Source organism: Methanohalobium sp., assembly GCF_018609725.1.
In the GTDB taxonomy this organism is placed as follows: domain Archaea; phylum Halobacteriota; class Methanosarcinia; order Methanosarcinales; family Methanosarcinaceae; genus Methanohalobium.
This window is the reverse complement of record NZ_JAHENT010000059.1, coordinates 1-22,106: the sequence shown is the minus strand read 5'-3', so window position 1 is coordinate 22,106 and position 22,106 is coordinate 1. Positions and strand designations below refer to the sequence as shown.

Here is a 22,106-nt window from a genome sequence, read left to right as displayed (position 1 = left end):
TTTATCCATCAGTTTTAGTGTCTGTTGTGCTGTTTGTTTGGGTAAAATAGAATAATTTTCAGTACCTTTTAACTGTTTATTTAGTTCTTCGTATCTTACCCAATCACCTTCATCATTTAGAGATTGTTTAACTATGAAGTTTGCCTGTTTGTATAGGTTCTTGGAAATATGACACAACCAGCTAAGGTTTTTATCATAATTTAAGTATATCGTTTCGGTTCTTTTTACCATAACAATCTCCATGATGAATATAATTGATTATATTTTATGTTATCAATTCTTATATTTTTTACTTATAAAGTAAACTATATACTTGTTATCGAAGATAATAAACTGAACAGACAATTAATGAATGACTTTATTGAATTAATTGATTCGGATAGTTATAATATAATAAATGTAGAAAATGGTCTTGAAGCTCTTAAAAAGGTGGATTATTATAAACTTGACTTAATATTATTAGATATCCAGTTACCGTTGATAGATGGTCTGGAGCTTTTATCAAAATTTAAAGAGAAACCAAATGTAGAAAATACTCCAATAATCGCGGTAACAGCTTATGCTATGGAGGGGGATAGAGAAAAATTTTTAAATGCTGGTTGTGATGAATACTTGCCAAAACCGTTAGATGTTAATGATTTCGAAGATAAAATTAAAAAGTTTTTGGATTAAGTATTTGTTGCTATCCATTTGTACTTAAATCCTTTACAACCGTTTTAGATATTTGGACATAATGTTAACAAACAGACTTTAAAACCAACAATACAGTATTGAATGTTTATCTACTTCGGGATGTTTAAGAATAAAAGATATTCTTATAACTGATTAATATATTTTTAATTTTTGTCATTCTTTCATAACCTGATAAAAGTTAGGTAAATTTAGCCAGATAGAATTTGGTGGAGAGTTGCAGGGTTAAAAAAACTATACAATCTGGTTAAGGATTTGGGGTAGTATATGAGTTTCTGCAACTCTCCTAAAATCTTAATATTTTTTTGAACTAATAAATTTAACTGTTGACAATTGAATTAAAAATTAGGTACAAACCATGAATTATTTTATGAGATTCGACTGCTGGGGTGGGAACCAACCGATAATTAATATGCAGCTGGAAAAAGCAACCCTTAATAATATAGCTCTGGAATTAAACATTTATTCCTATAAACAGCAGGATGAAGCTGTTAGTTTATTAAAATCTGTAAACAATGTATTGGGTTATAATGTACATATACGAAAAAGTGGTGAATTAAGTTTCTATTTTTCAGATGACGTATTGGAAAGAAATAGTAAATATGTTGAATCTGCAGTCGCATTTTTAACCGGTACAACAGATACAGGTTACATTGTCCATGATGAAACAGACCCTTACCTTACAACTCTTTCTGATTCAAGGTTAAACAGTTATATTAACGCTTTAAAACAGATTGAACCTTATCTTAAAAATCTTAACAATAAATTGTATATCGAATTCAGTAATACGCTTGAAATTAGTTACTATCTCAAATTGATAATACAAATATCCCAAACAAATATGGAACAAATCGGCTCATGTATTGATATAGGTCATGTCTATTATTTTTACAGGGTTAAACAGGGATATACAAAAAATGAATCTATTGAAAAGTTGAAACAATTTATAGTTGATGTAAAAAACACTGGGGTACCAATGTATTATCATGTTCATGATTGTGACCCTTATAATCCGCACCCGTGGTATGGGGTGGCAGATCACAAATGTATAGGTGATGGTGAGATAGGGATTGATGGTTTTAGACGAATAATTCCACTACTGGAAAATGAAAACTTGAATCTGGAAATTTTGCCTGTAAGTAATTATCATGATGCGATTCTTACAGAAAGTGAAACACAGAAATTAATTGCATATGCAAAAAAGCATAATCTTGATGCAGAAAAACAGATTAAGGATGGAAAAATAATAAAACAAACACTTGATGATATTGTAAAAAGTAGGAATATTCTGGATGATCTGTTAAAAGGAAAATTTAAATTTTAGATTATATTTAAGATTTTAATCACTACTGAATTTAACATGTACTTTTCTGTTTCTGGGTCCATCAAATTCGGTAAAAAATATACCTTGCCATCTACCAAGCACTGGTTTTCCATCTTCTATTATAACTTGCTCTGATGTTCCAATTATCGACGATTTCACATGACTGTCTGCATTGCCTTCCATGTGTTTGAAATATGATTGATTTGCAGGGACAAGTTTGTTAAGGAATTCGATAATATCATGTTGTACTGAAGGGTCAGCATTTTCATTGATGGTTATACCTCCGGTTGTATGCCGGCAGTAAATGGTTGCGATTCCGTTATCAGCGTTGAGTTCTTTCAGGGCGTTTTTTACTTCACTTGTAATATCTACCATTTCATTGCGCGATTTTGTGTTCAAATTGAATGTTTTGTACATATCAATCACTCCCCAGTAGTTATAATTATAAACCAATTATCCTGATATAAACTTTAGACCTACTATACCTGTGGCAATCAACATTATACATACAACCCTTCCTATATTATATGGTTCATTAAAAAGAAAAACTCCAAGGATGGCAGTTCCTATAACAGCAGTACCAGTCCAGACAGCGTACCCTGTTCCGATGGGCAGATTTTTGACGGCTTGGGACAGGAAATAGAAACTTAAAACCATAAATATGACCATTACTATAGTGGGATAAAGTTTGCTAAATCCTTCGGTATATTTTAATGATACCGCCCATCCGATTTCAAAAGTGGCAGCAATAAAAAGGTATATCCATTCCATTTTTTAGACTAAAGCCTTTTTATACTAAGATTCATTTAAAATTTAAATTGTTTATGTATGGTTCAAGTCCAAATTCTAAAAATAAGTGCTTTATTTCATCTATAGGATTATTTTTTCTATAAAACAGATGAGATTGACAGGAACAATCACTACATCCAAAATCAGGGATGTAATTCCAGTTATTCTGGATTAACTTCTGTGCAATCAAACATTCATATTTTTTATCTGTGATTGTGCATATTGTTGCAACCAATTTGAAACAGTGGCTAATATGAAGATAATCTATATGCCATCTGGGATTTTTGTCCCGGTTTTTAGAAAGACTGATGTGCCTTTTAACTCTTTTTAAACCACCGGTCCCAAGAGCAGACCCTACATAAACATGATAACCCTCTTTAAACGATATATCTCCAAGTTTTCCGGTTGTTACTTTAGATGGTTTATTTTTAAAAATCAGGCAGTAAACACCCTTATTTGAATAATCAAAATTCATTTAAAATCCACTTTATTAGGTTATAAATCATCTTCTAACTTTGGCAATAATCCAGATTCCAATCAATATTAGTATACCTGGCCAGAGTACATCCCACCCTAACCACCAGAAGACATTAAACCTGTCAATAATAAGAAAAATACCAAGAATAATTAAAATAACTCCAAGCCATAGGGTGCGGTCAGTATGGCTGGATTTATGCTGTGTCTTTGTATAGGTATCATTTTCGCTGTATTCATCAGTACCTTTTTCACTGGTTGTGTTTTGTTCAGGTGTTTTATCATTGTTTTCAGGTTCAGGCATAACGATAGCAAGGATGATATATAACAATATACCAAGTCCATTTACCAGTGCAAGAACCACAAAAGCAACTCTTACAAGTACCGGGTCAACATCGAAATATTCAGCAATACCTCCGCAAACACCGGCAAGCATACGGTCACTTTTACTTTTGGTTAATTTGTCTCTACTGGTTTTATCTGTATCTTCCATTTATCTCCCTCTGAAAACATGGTTATGGCTGTTAGACAGTATTTAGTTTATTGTATATAATCTCTCTTTTGTTTATTCATTAACTTCTTGGTACATACCATATACTATAATTGGTACAAGAAGTAAAGCAAAAAGGGTTTTAACTTCTGCAGGAAGTATTTCACTTGCTTTTCCTGCCACAGCCATTGCCTCGATTCCAAGTTTAAAATATATTATATCCAGGATAAGACCGAATCCGAGAGAACATATAGCAATTATCATCAGATATATAATGGCTGTAAACTTACCAAGATATCGGGTAACCATTGTCAATGTAGCCGTATTTGTGGCGGGTCCTGCAAGCAGAAATACTAATGCTGTACCCGGGCTTGTCCCTTTTGCAATGAGTGCAGATGCAAGTGGAGTGGAAGCACTGGCACATATATACAAAGGTATTCCGATTATAAGCATTATAAGCATGGAATTTATTCCGCCACCAAGATATGCCTGAATCCAATTGTCAGGAACAGCATATGATATTACACCAGCAAAAACGATTCCGAGGATGAGCCATTTTGAAATATCACCAAGAAGTTCGACAAAAGAGTATCTAAATCCTTCTATAAACCGTTTTGACATTTTTTGTTCTGTATTTATCTCATCCAAATTGCATGATTCACAGGCGCAGTTAGATGGTTCATTTGAAGGGTTTGAAAAGTTTGGTATTTTATCTTTTATAAAGATATTGTTTGTGATACCGGCACTTAATGCGGTGATGAATGTAACTACCGGTCGAAAGACTGTCATTATAGGGTCGATTAAAGCATAGGTTATAGCAATCGAGTCAACTCCGGTTTCTGGAGTTGAGATTAAGAAAGAAAGAGTAGCTCCCCTTGTAGCACCCCGTTTTTTCAATGATATTGCGGTAGGTATAACTCCGCATGAACACAGGGGAAGTGGTATGCCTGCAAGTGATGCATTGAGTACTGATTTAAATTTCCCTGCTGATGAACCCAGATAATCCATTATCTTTTCATCTGGGACAAAAATGTGTATTAGTGCAGCAGCACCAAAACCCAGAAACATGTACGGAGCAGCCTCTTGAAAAATAAACCAGGATTCTGATAATATGCCCAGTATGTAGTTATATACATTCGCCCATGTCATGTTTCCTGCTCCGTAATATGTTCCATGCACATGTCAATAAGAGTTACAATATGCTCATCTGCAATAGAATATATTGTATATTTACCTCTTTTATCCATTCTAACAAGGTCAAGATAATTCAAAACCCTCAGACTGTGTGAAATAGCAGACTGTGACATACCAAGTGCATATACCATTTCACAGACACACATGCTTTTTTTAGAAAGTATCATCAGAATTTTTAATCGACTTTTGGATTGGAGAGCCTGAAATACTCTGGACATTTTTGAAATGGTGTTATCATCAGGAGCTGACAATTCCAAACTTTTTATCAGTCCTTCATCTAAACGCTCACATTTTCTATAATCCATGAATAAATGAACATTTGTTCATATATAAAATTTTAACTACTGGATATAACTAAAAAATTAAATTAAAAACATAAAAAGCAGAACCATTATAGAAATCCCTAACAGAACTATCCAGTCTGCATTCTTCATTTCAAGTTCGAACAAAGAAGTTCGATAAATCCCCTGATAACACCGACTCTCCATTGCAATAGCTATGTCTTGGGCAGTACGCTTTGTACTCATTATCAACGGAACAGCTACCGATGAAAAGCTTTTGAAAATATTATTTTTGAAATCCATACCCCGAGACATTTGTGCATATTGTATTTTTTTTGCATTATCAAACAAAAGTGGAATAAATCTGATGGAAAGTGACATCATGGTTGCAATATCAAAAGATGAAACCCCTATGTATTTTAAAGGCAGGGGGCGGATTAACCTTTCAATCCCACTGGTAATCATAACCGGCTGAGTTGTTGCAGTGAGAATTGATGCAAAAAGAATCAGAAATATGAATCTGGTTGTTATCTGTAGCCCTGTTATTAATCCTTCATAGGTGGGGTTAATAAATCCAATTGTAAATATTGGTTTGCCTTCACTTAAAAATAGTTGAATAAAAAACAGAAATATAAAAAACAGGGACATGGGGCGCAGAGATTTCAGGAATATACTGTAATTAACACCTGAAATAAAAGCAATTATAACAAAAAACCCTGCAATTGTAACCAGTTCTAAAAAAGTTTCAGCATTGAATATGAATATGCTTGCAACCATAACGGCTAATAATTTAGTTCTTGGGTCAAGATGATGTATTAATGAATTTCCCGGAACATAATTAAAAAAAAAGCTGTGCATATTGACTACACCTTTATTTTTTCGTCAGCAAATTTTTAATTTGTCCATATGCATCGTCAACTGTTAATACATCATTTCGCACGTTAAATCCCTTACTTCTAAGCCCCCGCATAAGTTGGGTGATTTCAGGAACAGGTGAACTTATATTTTCAAGATATTCAGAAGGTGTTCCTGCAAATGTCATTTTTCCATCGTCCATCAGTACAATTTTATTCACCACAGGTAGCAAATCATCAATTTGATGAGAGACAATAATAACACATGCTCCGGTACTGTGTATCCTTTTCAGGTTTGAATAGAGTTCTTTTTTACCTTTTATGTCCATGCCTGAAGTGGGTTCATCCAGAATAAGATATTCAGGTTTCATAGCCAGGACACCTGCAAGAGCTACTCTGCGCATCTCTCCACCGCTTAACTTAAAAGGTGACATATCAGTTATTTTTGAATCTAAACCTACAAGGTGAAGGGATTCATGGACACGTTCAGTCAGGTCATCACCTTTAATTCCGAAATTGGACGGAGCAAAGGCGATTTCCTCATAAACGGTTTTAGAAAAAAGCTGTTCATGTGGGTTCTGGAACAGTAATCCAACTTTTTTTCTGGTTTTTTTATCTGAAGCATCCACCCTGTCAACATGAACATATCCATTATCGGGTACAAATAAACCGTTAAACAATTTTATCAGAGTTGATTTCCCGGAACCGATTTTGCCTGTTATACCTACAAATTCGTTTTTATCTATTGTCAGATTTATGTTTTCAAGTACACGGGTTTCAAGTTGTGTATTTTTATTGTAGGAATAATCTACGTTTTTTATATTGATTGACATAAATCCTCCAGAAGCTCTTTATTTGAAAAAGGCAGATTTTTGTTATTATATGTATCTATAATCCCATCTCTTTTCAGCCTGTTGGCAAGTTCTACTATGGGAGGTATTTCAATTCCTGATTCTGGAAGAGAGGGTTCTTCTAAAACCGTTTGAGGTTTGTCATTATACAGGATTCTGCCTTTTGACATCACAATAATACGGTCGGAATTGACGACATCTTTTATCCTGTGTGTGACATAGATTATTGTTATTCCGTTTTTCTGGAGATGTTTTATGATATCTGATATCGTTTTTTGCGATTTATCATCAAGCATGGAAGTTATTTCATCTAGAACTATGTATTCGGGCTTCATAGCCAGTACACCGGCAATAGCGACACATTGTTTCTGTCCACCACTTAATGACATAGGATTGTATTCTTTAAAATCCAGCATACCTACCTGTTCCAGTGCATCATTCACTCTGGTTTGAATTTCATGGTTGGAGAGTGCCAGATTTTCAGGTCCAAATGCAACGTCTTCCTGAACAGTAGTACCTATAAACTGGGATTGAGGGTTCTGAAAAACCATCCCCACCTTCTGTCGTATAGACCATATATTGGATTGTTTTTTTGTATCTAAACCTTCAATCTGCACAGTTCCTTTTGAAGGGATAAGTAAAGCATTAAGGTGCTGTACAAGAGTTGATTTTCCACAACCGTTTTCTCCTACTATTGATACAAATTCGCCTTTTTTAATCTGAATATTTAGTCTGTCTAAAACTGGATATTTACTGTTGCTTTCATATTGGTAAACCAGATTTTTGATATCTATCATTTTTATAGCTCATGTTTTGTGGTGATATATGTAGCAATCAATATTGATATTAAATCACCGATTACAAAGGGAGCGACACCTGACATAATAGCTTCGATTGGTTCAAGTTGTGCTTCAATCATAAGTTGTGTTGCACCCAGTGTATAAATTATAATTAATCCGATAACCATATAAAGGCTGTTTAGAACTAAACCTGCAGATTTTACTCTTTCTGTCAGCAGCCCGATAACAAAGGCAGCAATAACAAATCCTATGATATAACCACCTGTAGGTCCAAACAGGACACCGATTCCAGAAGCACCACCTGCAAAAACTGGTAACCCGGCAACACCCAGAAGTATGTAGACAATCATACTAAGGGTACCCCATTTTTTGCCAAGGATAGACCCCGCCAGAAATACAAATAAAACCTGAAATGTGATAGGGACAGGACCAATAGGAATCTTCATATATGCACCTATTGCAGTCATTGCTGCAAAAAGGGATGCAAAAACCATCTTCTTTATTTCAGAGGAACCGATTATATTTGTTTCTGATTCATCACTATACATATTGTTAACCACTAAAATTTTATATTAATATTGTCAACGTAAAGTAAATAAAAGGTTAACAATTATTTAAAAATTTTGTCAAAAAAGGACTATACCCTTGTAATTCTTTTTATCTGGTATTTTCTCTTATAATCTCATTGATTGTTTGTGCCTGTTCTACTGATGAGCCTTTAAGACTTACTTTGTATTTTTCACTGCAAGTAACAAAAGTTATTGAGAGCTCTCTCAGAAATTCTCTTATCAGGAATCCAGCGACAAAAACAAATACGCCTGCAGTCATAACTATAGAACCGGATTTTGAAAATATATCCATCGGGTTGTAATAGTCGGAGGTTAGGTATAATACAAGCCCTGCCAATAATATAATCGGACCTGCCAGCAACATCCAGTAATGGTTCTTATAACCTGTAACAATAGATGAAATGTGGGTGTAGGATATGTCTTTAAAATTTTCCTTTTTGTTAATTAAACCTGTAGGTTTCAGGGATATTACTCTTTTATTTGTAAAACCGATATCGGTTCTGTTTCTACTTTTTACTTTGTACAACAAATCTTCACCGTCTGCCAGATATTTTTCAAATACGCTCAATATATACACCTGTATAATCTTTCTATGCCTATATTATATAAATTAAAAAGAAGACATGAATATATTGCTGGAAAAATTAAATAAAATTTAAATGGGATATCCTTTTGAGGTGCACTCAGATGGAAGGGTTTTTTTATTTTCCTTTTACCACATTACTGGTTATATTTATTTCATTCCTTATTGTAAGAGCATCATCCATTGCTTTAATGATGACCGGTCTTGACCAGAAGAGGTCCAGATTTCAGGCATTATCGGCTTTTACGGGAACAGGTTTTACAACAAAAGAAGCGGAATTGATTGTAAACAATCCCAGAAGACGCCGGATTATAATATGGCTCATGATTTTAGGTAATGCAGGGATTGTTACAGTTATTGTAACCATGACATCAACTGTAGTTGTTAGTGAAGGGTTTCAGATACCGATAAATATAGTCATTCTTCTTCTGGGTCTGGTTGTTGTCTATAAAATAGCGACTCATACAGGTTTTTTGCAAAGATGGGACGTGTTTATAGAAAACAGACTTTTAAAAACCACAAATTTTGAAGAAGAAGTTACTGAAGGACTGCTCCATCTTCTTGAGGGTTACGGATTGATAAGAGTTATAGTAAAAGAAGATTCATTTCTTTTAGGAATATCATTAAATGACCTTAAATTGTCAGAGAAAAACCTGCTTGTGATAGGTATTGAGCGCAATGGTGAATGGATATCTGTACCCAAGTCAGATGAAATTATCAAAGAAAATGACAGACTTGTGGTATACGGACCGCTTAATGCGTTAAAATCCACATTTGAACAATAAAAAAAGAAAGGGAATTTACATTCCCATCGGCATTCCGCCCATGCCGCCACCCATGGCGGCTTCTTCTCCTCCACCGGATTTTTCGCTTGTAGCGACAACGTCATCGATTCTGAGAATCATTACTGCGGCTTCAGTTGCTGCATTGATAGCCTGAGTTTTAATTCTTAATGGTTCGATAACATCATCTTCCCACATGTTAACGATTTCACCGTTGCGGACATCAAGTCCGGCATATTTGTTGCCTTTCTCATGCTGGGAACGGAGTTCTACAAGTTTGTCAATTGCATCAAGACCAGCGTTTTCTGCCAGTGTCTGTGGTATGATATCGAGAGCTTCAGCGAATTTATGGGCTGCAAGCTGTTCTCTTCCTTCAAGTGATGCGGCGTAGTTGTACAATTTCATTGCAAGTTCGACTTCAGAAGCACCGCCACCGACAACGACTTTGCCGTCTTCAACTGCTACACCTACAACACGTAGTGCATCGTTTAATGCGATTTCAAGACTGTCTACTACGTGTTCTGTACCGCCGTGAAGGATTACAGAAACGGATTTCTGTGATTCGCAGTCGGTAACATAGGTCATTTTTGTTCCGCTGACATCCTTTTCTTCAACGTTACCGGCAGATCCGAGGTCGGATTCACTAATTTCATCGACGTCCTGTACGATGTTGGCACCAGTTGCTTTGGCAATTCTGTCCATATCACTCTGTTTAACTCTTCTGAGTGCAAAGATTCCCTCTTTTTGCAGGTAGTGCTGTGCCATGTCATCGATACCTTTCTGACAGAATACAACGTCTGCGCCACTGTTAATGATTTTGTCGACCATGTCTTTAATCATTTTTTCTTCCTGGTCGAGGAACTGTTGCATCTGGTCAGGTGAAGTGATTTTAATTTCAGCATCCATTTCTGTCTTCTGGAATTCAATAGGTGCGCTCAAAAGCAGTACTTTTGCATCTTCTACCTTTTTAGGCATGTTGGTGTGCAGACGTTCTTTATCGATTACAACACCATTGATAAGTTCAGAATCCCTCATGCTTCCGCCGGCATGTTTTTCGATTTTTATTTCGTCTGTATCAACGGATGTACCGGATTCATTCTTTTCAGAAACAGCCTTTACAGCATCTACTGAGAGTTGTGCCAGAGTGTCTTTGTATTCTTCTCCACCTTTGCCAGTTATTGCGGTTGATGCGATCTTCTTTAAGGTTTCGGTGTCATCAGGGGATACATCAACAGCGATTTCATTTATGTACTCGGCTGCTTTGTCTGCTGCATTTCTGTAACCTGCAGCAATGATTGTTGGATGAACACCGTCATCAATTAATTCTTCAGCTTTTTTGAGTAATTCACCAGACAAAACTGTTGCACTTGTTGTACCGTCACCAACTTCATCATCCTGTGTCTTGGCTACTTCCACAATCATTTTGGCGGCGGGATGTTCGATATCCATTTCTTTAAGGATGGTAGCCCCGTCATTTGTAATTACTACATCACCCATGGAATCGACAAGCATCTTGTCCATTCCTATTGGACCTAAGGTGCTTCTAACAGCGTTTGCAACTGCTTTACCTGCCATTATATTGTTGCTCTGTGCGTCTCTTCCTTTGGTTCTCTGAGTGCCCTCTCCCAATATATATATTGGTTGTCCGTTTGGTGCTTGTCCACCATATTGCATTTGTCCTGCCAATTTATAACCTCCTTGGGTTCTTGATGATTATATTTAAATAAAACTTTAAATCAATATAACCAGAATATTTTTTCTATTTTCCAAACAGGGATATTTCCCATTCTTTTGGTTCTAACATTTGTGGATGTAAGAAGTTCTATATAAAATTATTCTATAAAAAGAAGATGAAAATGAAAAAAATATGCTGGTAAAGGCTGGAATTTTAATTCTTTTTGATATACTCTATCATCTTTGGTGTTAGATATGGTATCAATTGTGGCAGCATATTCGGCATCAGGTTTTCCATGGCTTTTGGCATCAAATCCGGCATCTGTTCTTTTATATAGTCCGGCATTGGTACTCTTTTTTCAACAGCCTTAAGCATACTGGGCATAACTTTTGGCATAATTGATGGCATCAATATAGGCATCATTTTTGGCATCATGGGTTTCATCAAGGCATCCATGCCGGGTACATATTTCACTGATTTCATCATAGGTTTCAAGTAGGACGGCATAGCTTCCATCATTTCTGGCATAAGTTCTTCCATCATATCAGCCATGTTTTGTGGCTGCAAAAGCTCAATCATTTTATCGAAGGTGAGCCAGGCATCAAGAGTGTCCTGTGTTGAATCTGGTATATCATACCCGAGGCTGCGGGCTACAATCGCACCAAGGTCCTGTATATCCATATTAAGGTTATATTCATCCACAGCAGTCCTGAACTGTACAAGGCAACATGGACACAATGTGGCAACGACATCAGCGTTTACATCTTTTGCTTCGTCAAGACGAATGTTGGCTACTTTGTGTGCAACGGGTGGGTCTGCAACAAGGGTCATCACAGAACCACAGCAGTGAGCTTCATCTCTATTGTTTTCAAGTTCTTTGAATTCAATACCTGGTACTGATTTAAGCAATTGTCTGGGTGGCTCATACACACCACCGGCTCTTCCTATATGGCATGAATCATGCCAGGTTACAACCTTGTTCAACGGTTCTTTAAGTTTTGGTTTCAGGACATCCAATTTATCAACCAGAACTTCAGAATAGTGTTTGACTTCAAAGTTGTATTCTATACCAAGTTTTTCAGCCCACTCTGGATATACATCATGCCACATCATCCAACAGGCTGGACAGGATGTAATTACAGTTTCAACTCCTTTGCTTTTCATATTGGATATGTTCATCTTCATGATCTTCTCGAACACATCCCATTTACCAGCCATAAGCATAGGGATTCCACAGCAGGATTCTTTATCACCAAGAACTGTGAAATCGATGTCAGCATCATCAAGCATGCGGGCTGTACCAACTGCAATATCCTTTTCAACAAAGGAAGCTGTACATCCTGCAAAGTATCCGTACTTGGATTCGCCACTTATTTTCTCTTTAAGGTCTTCTGGTATCCAGTCTGCCCTATTCTTCATGTAATTAGCCCAGATGTTTCTTTCTTTAAGCAGGCTCTGAGCCATAATTTCAAATGGTGGTATGGTCATCATTTCTTTTTCTTGGACAAGTTTTGGTCTCAGTTTCCTCCATGATTGCTCAATCGGCATGTTGAGTTCACATCTGGTGTCACACATCTCGCAGGTGGTACAGGAGAGGAAAGTATTGGTCTGCTCCTGATCGAGATCATCTCTGCCTGCAAGGTATTCTTTGATGAAGAACCATTTACCTCTTGGGGACTGGGATTCCCATCCGCGTCCATAATACTGGTCACATTCACTGACACAGTATCCACACTGGGAACATGAATATGCAAGTTCAGTGATTTCGGGAGGTATTCCCTTTTCTTCTTTGGTAAATTTTTCAGACCCTATTCCTGATTTATTCCCTATCATTCTTCCGAGAGGTTCGAATTTTTCGCCAAGTGATATGGCAGTGTTAAGACCTGATTTTCCAGTAAGGGTTTCAGGATTCATCAAATCATTGGGATCGTGCTGATTTTTGAAGTTCTGGATATCTCTGTAATTATCTGCAAACACACTTTCGGCTTTTTGTGCAAAATATAGACCTGATGAATATATACGTCCTCCATATTTTTCAGCAATATTGACAATACTGAGTGAAAGCGGGAATGCTGTGTTAAATTTCAGGGAGCGTTCTGAATGTCTCATGAAACATAAAAGGACGACATATCCGTCATTGCTCATCATCCCTTCCACAAGGACAGGCAGGTCTATATTGTTGTTTATCTCTTCAAATACCCTGTCCATGTTTTCCAGTGGTACCAGAACTTCGGCAGGAATAAATGATGGTCCCAATCGTTTTATCTTCATGGATTTGTAGGATTCGTTAATCTCATGGTCTGCGATTTTATCGGGAAGTACTTTCCCTCCAGAATTCTGGATTATGTCTTTTAAGGGTTTGACATCATTCTCTCTTGATTCCGGGTAGAGGAAATTGCATACGTATGCCATTGGAAGTTCTGGATTCGGTGTTTTGTCAGAGCGACCATGCTGATGTTTTTCAGGTGTTTTGTTTTTCAGGTCAACCCAGTTTGGATTCAGAAATGTGACCGACCACAGAGGAATATTTTGTTCATCAGCAGAATGGATAGCTTTTTTCAGCGATTCCGCATCTTTGAACTCAGCGGATATACCCTTTGTATCTTCATAATTTCTAAGTTTGAGAGTAATCTGGGATATAATACCGGTTGTGCCCATTGTACCGGTAAGATTCTTTATTTGATCCCCTGAAAACTCTTTGACCTCGCCAGTGGGAAGGACAACACGTGCTGATTCCATTGTGTTCTGTGACCATCCGTATTCAAAACTACCGAAACCTATACCGTTTTGAGCAAGCCATCCACCGACAGTTGATGAGGGGGCACTTGTAGGTAAAGCCTGTACTGATAACCCCTGATTGTTGAGTTTCTTTTCAAGTCTTTCCCATCTTATTCCTGCCCCAACGGTAGCTTTGAGATTTTCATGGTTAACATCCTGTATCTGGTTCATTGTTGTAATGTCGGCTACAATACCGCCTTTTGTAGGGATAACACCACCATATCCGGATGATGCTCCAGCTCGGGGAACAACTGGAATATTGTATTTATTGGCAAAATTGACCAGTTTTACTGCTTCATTTTCATTTTCAACTTTTGCAACAGCGGCAGGTTCACTTTTCCCAAGCATCGGTTTGACCAGTGATGGAAGTGTCCCGATATCATGACCGTAATAGTGACGTTCACGTTTTTTGAAATTTACACGGGGTCCAAAAATATTGATAAGTTCTGATTTTTGCTCCCCACTTAATTCTGATATATGTTTTACCATTATAGAGTCCTCTTAAGATTGATTTGAATTAAACTGAATTTTAATAATTGGTTATTTTACATATCAATCGTATATTCTTCAATCTATATAAACATTTGTATGGTTTATCAAAAACCATACAAAACCGATTTCATAAAAAATGTTATGGGGGGTTAAGGGACTTTAACTTTTCAATGTGGTTTCGGGTTCGAAAATAAACATACTCTCTATACAATTCGGGGTTTTTAATATCATAAAATGATACATCCTGAACATGCCATACTGGGTTTTCTATCAGGTTTTTCTCTTCCATATCAGCTGTCAACGACCTTAATTTATCAAAACTGTCTAGGTAGTTTCTCCAGTCACTGCCTCTCATATCGTAGGGATTTCCCTCTTCAAAGATTTCAAGTTTTTTTAATATGAATCCATAAATCTGGAACCATTGTACATCATCCTTTGAAGCCTGTATATCTCCCTGATTTATTTTGTTTTCCAAGTTTTTTGAAAATGATAATAAATCGGATGATTCTAATGTATTGGCGTTAATTTTGTTAACTATGGTATCAATTTCTTCCATCATATACACACTCCTAATAACCCCTGACTAATAATTGCCTATAACAAAAATTAGTATCAATACAGATAAGTATTTCTTTTTATAAAAGTAGAATATATGTGACGTCCCGACCGAGATTTGAACTCGGGTCTAAGGCTCCGCAGGCCTCAAGGATGTCCGCTACCCCATCGGGACGCGTTAGATGAAGTTAGCAATTCCCTAATGTCCTTTTATAATATAAATATTATTGATTATCACGTCTTGAATAAAAATTAAGTCCTACGGAGGATTAGAAAAAACCATGTCAATAACCATAGGTCTAGCAGGAAAACCAAATTCTGGTAAATCCACATTCTTTAAATCTGCCACAATGGCGGATGTAGATATAGCCAATTATCCTTTTACAACAATCAATGCCAATCACGGAGTTACTTATGTAAGAACCGAGTGCCCATGTATGGAGTTAAACCAGCGATGCGGTAATTGTGTCGAAGGTATTCGTTTTGTACCAGTTGAAGTGATTGATGTTGCAGGACTGGTACCTGATGCATGGAAAGGTCGAGGACTTGGAAACGCATTCCTTGATGAGTTGAGGCAGGCAAAAGCAATTATACATGTCATCGATGCTTCTGGAAGTACCGATATAGAGGGAAATCCTGTTGATAAAGGTAGCCATGATCCCATGGATGATATAGAATTTTTAAACCGTGAAATAACCATGTGGATGTATGGAATACTGAAACGTAACTGGGACAGTTTGTCCAGAAAAATCAAAGCAGAAAACCTTAAACTTGAAGAAGCCTTAGCCAACCAGCTTGGAGGTGCAGGGGTTTCGGACCATCAGGTTCATGAAGCACTGGTCACATCAGAACTATCAAGAAACCATGTAAAATGGACTGATGATAATCTGGTAACGCTCTGTGATAATATCCGTGCCATAAGTAAACCGGTAATTGTTGCTGCCAATAAAATCGATGTGGCTCCTGAAGAATATATAGAAAAACTACTCAACCTTGATATGATGGTTGTTTCTACAAGTGCGGCAGCAGAATTTGCACTCAAATCCGCATCCAAAAACAATGCCATAAAATACTTGCCTGGTAGTGATGATTTTACTATAATTTCTGAAAATATGACAAAGGAACAGAAAAAAGGTATTGAGGATTTGAGAGATTTTCTTAAAAGCAGGGGAGGTACCGGGGTACAGGAATGCATAAACAGATCGGCTTTTGATTTACTCGATATGGTTATTGTGTATCCTGTTGAGGATGAAAATAAATGGACTGATAAAAAAGGAAGAATTTTACCTGATGCCTATCTTATGAAACGAGGTTCTACACCTCATGACCTTGCCTATCAGGTACATTCTGATATCGGTGATCATTTCCTTTATGCAGTTGACGGTAGAACAAGGATGCGTATGGGTGAAAAACACGAACTTGACAACGGTGATGTTGTAAAGATAGTATCCTCTGCCAAATAAAAATATCAGACTCAAAAACATGAATTTGATAGCACTATTATATGAAAAAATACTGTTGAGAAAAATCAAAAAATCACCTGGTAAGATACCTGAACATGTAACAATAGTTCTTTCAGATACAGATATATCTGGCAGGGACGGATTATCAAAATTATTCTCTGTAATTTTGTGGTATAGAAAACTTGGTATAAATATAATCAGTATATATGTTAATTTATCCTCTGGCGGTAAAAATCTGTCTACAAACGGAATTTCTTACCCTGTGGAAATGCTGGAACCCAGATTACGTAGGCTTCCTAAAGATGTCGGATTTGAAATTTATGATAATAATGGATATTTAAAGAAAGAGCACAAAGGCTCATCAATGCATGTATATCTATTTCTTGGGTTTGGTGGAAAAAGTGAAATCACAAATGCGGTGCGTTCGGTGTTGTCTGATGTCAGTTCACAAAAAATTGACCCTGAAGATATCGATGAAAATGAAATCGAATCCCGTTTACTTGTAAAACACGAACCCGATATGATTATACGTGCTGGAGGAAAAAACCTTTCTGATTTTTTGATATGGCAGTCTGTGTATTCAGAACTATACTTTACCGATGTAAACTGGGACAAGGTGAGAAAAATTGATATGATTAGAGCAATAAGAGATTTCCAGAAACGCCAGCGGAAATTCGGGAAATAAACAAGTTCAGGAAATTATCTTTTCCATGACAATCGCGTTGTCATCAATGTAATATTCGGGAACAATTCCCTTTATATAAAATCCGTTTTCATGGTAGAATCTCTGAGCGTTGATATTTTTCTCCCTTACTTCAAGAATTAACGCATATGTCCCTCTTTTTTTGCCAAACTGTTCACACCAATCAATAATGTAGGAACCGATTTTCATCCTGCGGTATTTGGGATGGACTGCAATATTTGCTATGTGTGCATAATTTTTGACAATATCGATTACAACATAACCCACAACGATATTATTTTTCTCATAAACGACAAAACCGGGATTGCCAAGAATAGATCTGAAAAGATAGTCAGGCCAGGGTATCTGGAATGATAATTCTTCTATCTCTAAAACAGCAGATATATCGAATTTTTTGGCTTTTCTTATCATGGTCTTTTCCGGATGATTTTAGTAGGGATTGATATTTAAAGTCTAATTGTATGATAAATCTATTATTGAATTAATGTATTTCAAGGTCAAAAATATGTTTCGATATGCAGTAATAGTCTGTACAAAATGCAGGCAACATGCACAGATTATTGAAAACGACGATAAAAAAACTACAAAATGCCAGAATTGTGGGTCAACTTTAAATATAGATAAACTCCGATTTTTCTATCAATGTGATAACATTGATGATGCGGTATCCGCCCGTACAAAGGTCCAATCCCAGATACAAGGTCAGGAACAAATTCAGGATATATCAGAACACATGGGGTTTATAGACGCAACTAAATCCAGTGAATACAAACCTGTATCCCAGCCTAACAAAGATAAATCAAAACACACCAGATTTAAAAAAGATGAAAGAAAAATAATTATTAATTTGCTGGAATCAAACAACGGTGAAATGGAAAGGAGCAGACTAAAAAGCTGGGCTTTTGAAAAAGGAGTGGATTCTGACAAATTTGAAAAAATAATAGATTCTATGTTAAAAACCGGTGAACTATATTCACCATCAATGACTGATATTTTAAAGCTTGTACCCTGAGTATATTAATGCTTTTTATTTTTGATTAATCTGCATTCATAAAATTTATAAACAAATTATCCAATATAGATTCCTTTCAAAGATACAACTGAATTATGAATACTTAGTATCGCAATATATATTTAACACAAATACCTATTCATAGGTTCTGGATATTCTTAATTCGTTATTAACAATATATCAAATATATTACATTTTAAATTTATAAATCAGGTAAAAACATGTCCGGTGAAACTTTAGATATAGTAGAATTGCTATTGACTGCTGAGGTTTACAACAAGTATTCTGAAATGGATGTAAACGACCTACCTAAACAAATACGTAAAAATTACTGGGACCGTGAAAAAAAGACAGTTCCAAAACCAATCAATGTTTCAGTGTCTGATATTAAAAACATCTATGAAATAGAAGATATAAAAAGTGCTATAAAGTCTCTACCATTTGTGGATATTGATGAACTGCAATTCACAGTGAAACTTACTGCTTTTGATATGGGTGCAGACTGGTTCAAAAAGCAGGATGGTGCAATGGACAGGGTTGGGAAAAACCCCGCATTGTCTTTCTATTTTGAAAAGAAAGAGACAGAGGGTGTCAGTTATGAAAGTACCCGGTCAAAAAGTGCACCAAAAGAAGTAGACAGGGAATGGGTGGATTCTCTGATAACTGAAATTGAGCAGGAAGAAGGGGGCGAAGATATGCTAAAACTTGCTCATATTGAAGCCCCTGAAGATATAATGCAGACTTTTGAAGATATTGTTCTGACAGATGAACAGGAAGATGAAGTTGAAAAGATAGTGAAGGCTATCCAGTATCGTGAACATCTTAAAACTATAGGAATGTATGATATAGGTAAACTTCTTCTGATAGGTGCACCCGGTACAGGGAAAACTTCGGTAGCCAGAGCCGTATCACACCGTCTATCACTGCCGTTTGTAGAAGTCAGACTTTCAATGGTTACAGACCAGTATCTTGGAGAAACAGCCAAAAATATCGACCGTGTGTTTACACTTGCCAAACGGTTAAACCCCTGTGTGCTTTTTATTGATGAATTCGATTTTGTTGCAAAAAAGCGAACCTCTGACGAAAGTGCTGCACTAAAAAGAGCAGTGAACACCCTTCTCAAGGCTATTGATGAGGTAAGCCTTACAAATGATGGAGTATTATTGATAGCAGCAACCAATCACCCAAATATGCTGGATACCGCTGCATGGAGGCGCTTTGATGAAGTTATGAATTTCCCATTGCCTGATAAGGAAATGAGAAAGATGATTCTTGATAGAGTAACCAGTGATATTGATGGTGATTTGGATACCGAAGAAATAGCACAAATAACTGAAGGATATGCTGGTTCAGACCTTCGAATGGTAATACGTGAAGGAGTATTAAGTGCCCTGATGGAGGACAGAAAAGCGCTTACACAGGATGATTTGAAAAAGGCGGTGGAAAACTTCAACCAACGTGAAATAGTTAAATCCGATGAATACGCCTAAAACCACAGGATACCAATGAAAATCACACTTCTTGGAACCGGTGATACAACAGGAGTACCTGTAATAGGCTGTCACTGCCCAACCTGTACAGATGCATATTCAAATGATAAAAACAAAAGGACACGCTTTTCCATACTGGTTGAATCTGATTCAGGAAAGATTCTGATTGACACCAGTCCAGATATGAAATGGCAGTTAATAGCCAATGATGTAAGTGGAGTTGATGGTGTAATCTGGACACATGGGCATTATGACCATTTTGCAGGTTTCCCTGAATTTTATAGGGTTCAGAAAAAAGTGGATGTGTACGGTGTACCAGAGACCCTTGATTACATCATGGACTATTTTCATTTTTTAAAACCCAGAAGACATGATGTTCAGCTCTATGAACCCTTTGAATTGATAGGATTAACGTTTGTACTTTTTGAAGTAAATCATCTCCCGATTAAAAAAGCGGTAGGGGTTATGGTCTGTGAAGGTGACAAAAAAGTTGTTATTACAGGTGATACCAACAAAGATGTTCCTCAGAAGAGTATGGATTTAATCCACGAACCCAGCCTTTTGGTAGTGGATGCAATAGTACCTCCCAGCATAACATCCATTAAAAAACATATGAATGCTACACAAGCGCTTGATTTTTCAGAAAAAATAAAATCAGAAGAAGTGGTGTTTGTTCATATGAGCCACTTTTTCAAACCGCATGATGAAGAAAGCAAAAATTATCCGCTTGGATATGATGGAATGAAATTTGAAATTTAAAATCACAATCAACGTTTCTTTTCATTTTCTAATTCATCCAGCCACTCATGCTCTTTTTTAAGTTTCTTTCTTTCATTGCGGTAATATATTACAACAGTCAGAGCGCCCAAACTAAGTCCCATTGTTCCTATTAAAAGCATTAATGGGGCATTTTCTGGATAGAATTTTACATTTATAGAATCCTGTGAATACTGCGGTTCTTCTGAATCATCAGAACCTGCTAAATCCCTTACTTGGTCAAGGATTGAAGCTGGGTCGCCTTCAAAATTGTACCATATAAGGTTAAGTCTGCCTTTATCATCGTAATATTTGTCATCAGGTGATGGTCTTGGTCTGCCTATTACTGGGTTACCGGTTGAATATCCCTCAGGTATAACAAACCGGATGATAGACGGAGAAGTGGGGTTATACGTAAAATCCTGTTTGCTGGGTATATCCATCATATATGCTACAAACCCTGTTATAGATTCATTGAATCCGATGTAGATATGTTTTTGTCCACCTACAACATTATCGGTAACCGTGTGGTTGATGTTTGAAGGCTCTTTTCTGTCAGAAAGCCTTTCAAAATTTTTTATGGTGGCCTGTGTATTATTGGCATCTTCGGCTATAACCACAACATCTGAGATGATACTTTTGTCTACTCCGCCCAGTTCTTCTATCGGAACAATATCCAGTTCCTTTGAATTTTTGACCATGTGAACAGCTTCTACACTCTGGTTTGTTGAAAGGTAAAATGTGGTGGTGTTTACAAATGTATCATTTTCAGTTTTATCCAAAAACACATCCAGTTCATATTTTGAATTGTCAGGTTCCTCATTTGTTTCATTCATCGGTACTATCTGGTCAATACATCCCGATGCAAATAGGGTTGAAATCAGTACCGAAACCAGAAGTAGTGCTGTTTTGTAATTCATTTTTATACTCAAAACCTTAATAGGTACATTCTTTAATCAAATTAACGCTAATTAGATAAAAAGTAAAAAGGGTAAATATAAAAGCCACCCTTAAATGGTGGCAGTTTAAATTATTTGGCAGTTATTCCCATCCTGTGAAGTGCATCAGCAACTTCATTGTAGGCAACATAAAGTTCTTTTCTCTGGGTGTCAATGTATTCAACTTCAGGTTCAGATGCAAACCAGATTTCATTTTCGGTGTTTCCTCTGGTTATGGATATACACTGGAGCATATCAGCATGAGTCAGACGATATACTGAATCATAACCAGTGGATGTGACCCATGCAGAGTATGAGGATTTCAACTGATTGACGAATTTACCCCAGTTTATGGTTGCTGAAGTTTCTACGTTCAGATGAAGGTGTCCTCTTTCGCCGACAACCTTTTCCTCAATCCTGTTAAGGAATTTATTGTATTCAGGGTCTGATTCATCTATTTCTTTTGAATAGTATGTTGACAGCTCTTTGGCAGATTCTTTAAAAAATGGTGCAAGATTTATGTTGCTGGATTTCTGGGTTGCAAACGAGACTCCAAAGAACGC

General features: G+C 36.5%; 24 protein-coding genes, 1 tRNA gene and 2 pseudogenes. 8 read left to right on the top strand and 19 right to left on the bottom strand.

The features are described 5' to 3' along the window. A pseudogene (locus QZ276_RS03635) lies at nucleotides 1-231 on the bottom strand (RNA-guided endonuclease TnpB family protein); the annotation flags it as partial. A gap of 36 nt (nucleotides 232-267) precedes the next feature. Between QZ276_RS03635 and QZ276_RS03630 the strand changes: the two are divergent. Together QZ276_RS03630 and QZ276_RS03625 are read left to right on the top strand one after the other, a co-directional pair. Further along, nucleotides 268-672 carry a response regulator gene (locus tag QZ276_RS03630; RefSeq protein WP_292485370.1) on the top strand — a complete coding sequence of 135 codons (405 nt, stop codon included), beginning with the start codon at nucleotides 268-270 and terminating at the stop codon, nucleotides 670-672. 430 nt (nucleotides 673-1,102) lie between these two features. Next, complete coding sequence (locus tag QZ276_RS03625) at nucleotides 1,103-2,014, top strand: hypothetical protein (RefSeq protein WP_292485368.1); 912 nt, start codon at nucleotides 1,103-1,105, stop codon at nucleotides 2,012-2,014. Between the two features lie 15 nt (nucleotides 2,015-2,029). Here QZ276_RS03625 and QZ276_RS03620 read toward each other — a convergent pair whose 3' ends face one another. The 11 genes from QZ276_RS03620 to QZ276_RS03570 form a co-directional block, all read right to left on the bottom strand. After that, nucleotides 2,030-2,431 carry a secondary thiamine-phosphate synthase enzyme YjbQ gene (locus QZ276_RS03620; RefSeq protein WP_292485366.1) on the bottom strand — a complete coding sequence of 134 codons (402 nt, stop codon included), beginning with the start codon at nucleotides 2,429-2,431 and terminating at the stop codon, nucleotides 2,030-2,032. Between the two features lie 36 nt (nucleotides 2,432-2,467). Next, complete coding sequence (locus QZ276_RS03615) at nucleotides 2,468-2,785, bottom strand: multidrug efflux SMR transporter (protein ID WP_292485365.1); 318 nt, start codon at nucleotides 2,783-2,785, stop codon at nucleotides 2,468-2,470. Nucleotides 2,786-2,816: 31 nt separating this feature from the next. Then, a complete protein-coding gene (locus QZ276_RS03610) occupies nucleotides 2,817-3,278 on the bottom strand; it encodes a DUF123 domain-containing protein (protein ID WP_292485363.1) in 462 nt (153 codons plus the stop codon). A gap of 27 nt (nucleotides 3,279-3,305) precedes the next feature. After that, on the bottom strand, nucleotides 3,306-3,770 hold the full coding sequence (locus tag QZ276_RS03605) for a PspC domain-containing protein (protein WP_292485362.1): 465 nt from the start codon (nucleotides 3,768-3,770) through the stop codon (nucleotides 3,306-3,308). 72 nt (nucleotides 3,771-3,842) lie between these two features. Beyond that, on the bottom strand, nucleotides 3,843-4,916 hold the full coding sequence (locus tag QZ276_RS03600) for an SO_0444 family Cu/Zn efflux transporter (protein ID WP_292485360.1): 1,074 nt from the start codon (nucleotides 4,914-4,916) through the stop codon (nucleotides 3,843-3,845). Beyond that, entirely contained in the window at nucleotides 4,913-5,266 is a 354-nt protein-coding gene (locus tag QZ276_RS03595) for a helix-turn-helix transcriptional regulator (protein ID WP_292485358.1), read from the bottom strand. The genes QZ276_RS03600 and QZ276_RS03595 overlap by 4 nt, the downstream gene beginning before the upstream one ends. Nucleotides 5,267-5,323: 57 nt before the next feature. Continuing rightward, nucleotides 5,324-6,100, bottom strand: coding sequence for an energy-coupling factor transporter transmembrane protein EcfT (locus QZ276_RS03590; protein ID WP_292485355.1), 777 nt, complete (start codon nucleotides 6,098-6,100; stop codon nucleotides 5,324-5,326). 13 nt (nucleotides 6,101-6,113) lie between these two features. Continuing rightward, nucleotides 6,114-6,929, bottom strand: a complete 816-nt coding sequence (locus QZ276_RS03585; RefSeq protein WP_292485353.1) for an ATP-binding cassette domain-containing protein — start codon at nucleotides 6,927-6,929, stop codon at nucleotides 6,114-6,116. Continuing rightward, nucleotides 6,914-7,744, bottom strand: coding sequence for an energy-coupling factor transporter ATPase (locus tag QZ276_RS03580; protein WP_292485351.1), 831 nt, complete (start codon nucleotides 7,742-7,744; stop codon nucleotides 6,914-6,916). The genes QZ276_RS03585 and QZ276_RS03580 overlap by 16 nt, the downstream gene beginning before the upstream one ends. A gap of 2 nt (nucleotides 7,745-7,746) precedes the next feature. Next, nucleotides 7,747-8,295, bottom strand: coding sequence for a biotin transporter BioY (locus QZ276_RS03575; RefSeq protein WP_292485349.1), 549 nt, complete (start codon nucleotides 8,293-8,295; stop codon nucleotides 7,747-7,749). A gap of 109 nt (nucleotides 8,296-8,404) precedes the next feature. Further along, complete coding sequence (locus QZ276_RS03570) at nucleotides 8,405-8,884, bottom strand: PH domain-containing protein (RefSeq protein WP_292485347.1); 480 nt, start codon at nucleotides 8,882-8,884, stop codon at nucleotides 8,405-8,407. A 119-nt stretch (nucleotides 8,885-9,003) separates the two neighbouring features. Here QZ276_RS03570 and QZ276_RS03565 point away from each other — a divergent pair, with 119 nt between their 5' ends. Further along, complete coding sequence (locus QZ276_RS03565; protein ID WP_292485345.1) at nucleotides 9,004-9,684, top strand: TrkA C-terminal domain-containing protein; 681 nt, start codon at nucleotides 9,004-9,006, stop codon at nucleotides 9,682-9,684. Nucleotides 9,685-9,699: 15 nt separating this feature from the next. On the opposite strand, the gene thsA is transcribed toward QZ276_RS03565, so the two are convergent. From thsA to QZ276_RS03545, 4 genes are all read right to left on the bottom strand, one after another. Further along, complete coding sequence (gene thsA / locus QZ276_RS03560) at nucleotides 9,700-11,355, bottom strand: thermosome subunit alpha (protein ID WP_292485372.1); 1,656 nt, start codon at nucleotides 11,353-11,355, stop codon at nucleotides 9,700-9,702. A gap of 214 nt (nucleotides 11,356-11,569) precedes the next feature. Next, entirely contained in the window at nucleotides 11,570-14,623 is a 3,054-nt protein-coding gene (locus tag QZ276_RS03555; protein WP_292485343.1) for an FAD-binding and (Fe-S)-binding domain-containing protein, read from the bottom strand. A 142-nt stretch (nucleotides 14,624-14,765) separates the two neighbouring features. Continuing rightward, complete coding sequence (locus QZ276_RS03550) at nucleotides 14,766-15,185, bottom strand: hypothetical protein (RefSeq protein WP_292485341.1); 420 nt, start codon at nucleotides 15,183-15,185, stop codon at nucleotides 14,766-14,768. 99 nt (nucleotides 15,186-15,284) lie between these two features. Next, a tRNA-Arg gene (locus tag QZ276_RS03545) sits at nucleotides 15,285-15,356 on the bottom strand. Nucleotides 15,357-15,462: 106 nt separating this feature from the next. On the opposite strand from QZ276_RS03545, the gene QZ276_RS03540 reads away from it, so the two are divergent. Together QZ276_RS03540 and QZ276_RS03535 are read left to right on the top strand one after the other, a co-directional pair. After that, the gene (locus QZ276_RS03540; protein WP_292485339.1) at nucleotides 15,463-16,644 is read left to right on the top strand and encodes a redox-regulated ATPase YchF; all 1,182 of its coding nucleotides are present in this window, start codon (nucleotides 15,463-15,465) and stop codon (nucleotides 16,642-16,644) included. Between the two features lie 19 nt (nucleotides 16,645-16,663). Beyond that, nucleotides 16,664-17,329, top strand: coding sequence for an undecaprenyl diphosphate synthase family protein (locus QZ276_RS03535; protein ID WP_292485337.1), 666 nt, complete (start codon nucleotides 16,664-16,666; stop codon nucleotides 17,327-17,329). Nucleotides 17,330-17,335: 6 nt separating this feature from the next. Here QZ276_RS03535 and rimI read toward each other — a convergent pair whose 3' ends face one another. Next, nucleotides 17,336-17,758: a ribosomal protein S18-alanine N-acetyltransferase gene (gene rimI / locus QZ276_RS03530; protein WP_292485335.1), complete on the bottom strand. Its 423-nt coding sequence runs from the start codon at nucleotides 17,756-17,758 to the stop codon at nucleotides 17,336-17,338. A gap of 46 nt (nucleotides 17,759-17,804) precedes the next feature. On the opposite strand from rimI, the gene QZ276_RS03525 reads away from it, so the two are divergent. The 3 genes from QZ276_RS03525 to QZ276_RS03515 all read left to right on the top strand — a co-directional run bounded on the left by QZ276_RS03525 (nucleotide 17,805) and on the right by QZ276_RS03515 (nucleotide 20,608). Next, entirely contained in the window at nucleotides 17,805-18,359 is a 555-nt protein-coding gene (locus tag QZ276_RS03525) for a hypothetical protein (protein ID WP_292485334.1), read from the top strand. Between the two features lie 221 nt (nucleotides 18,360-18,580). Next, nucleotides 18,581-19,849, top strand: coding sequence for an ATP-binding protein (locus QZ276_RS03520; RefSeq protein ID WP_292485332.1), 1,269 nt, complete (start codon nucleotides 18,581-18,583; stop codon nucleotides 19,847-19,849). Between the two features lie 15 nt (nucleotides 19,850-19,864). After that, nucleotides 19,865-20,608, top strand: a complete 744-nt coding sequence (locus QZ276_RS03515; protein ID WP_292485331.1) for an MBL fold metallo-hydrolase — start codon at nucleotides 19,865-19,867, stop codon at nucleotides 20,606-20,608. Nucleotides 20,609-20,616: 8 nt separating this feature from the next. Here the strand turns inward: QZ276_RS03515 and QZ276_RS03510 are convergent, their stop codons facing one another. Then, complete coding sequence (locus QZ276_RS03510) at nucleotides 20,617-21,525, bottom strand: DUF5803 family protein (RefSeq protein WP_292485330.1); 909 nt, start codon at nucleotides 21,523-21,525, stop codon at nucleotides 20,617-20,619. Nucleotides 21,526-21,635: 110 nt separating this feature from the next. Beyond that, nucleotides 21,636-22,106 (bottom strand): annotated as a pseudogene (locus tag QZ276_RS03505) (sodium:solute symporter family protein); the annotation flags it as partial.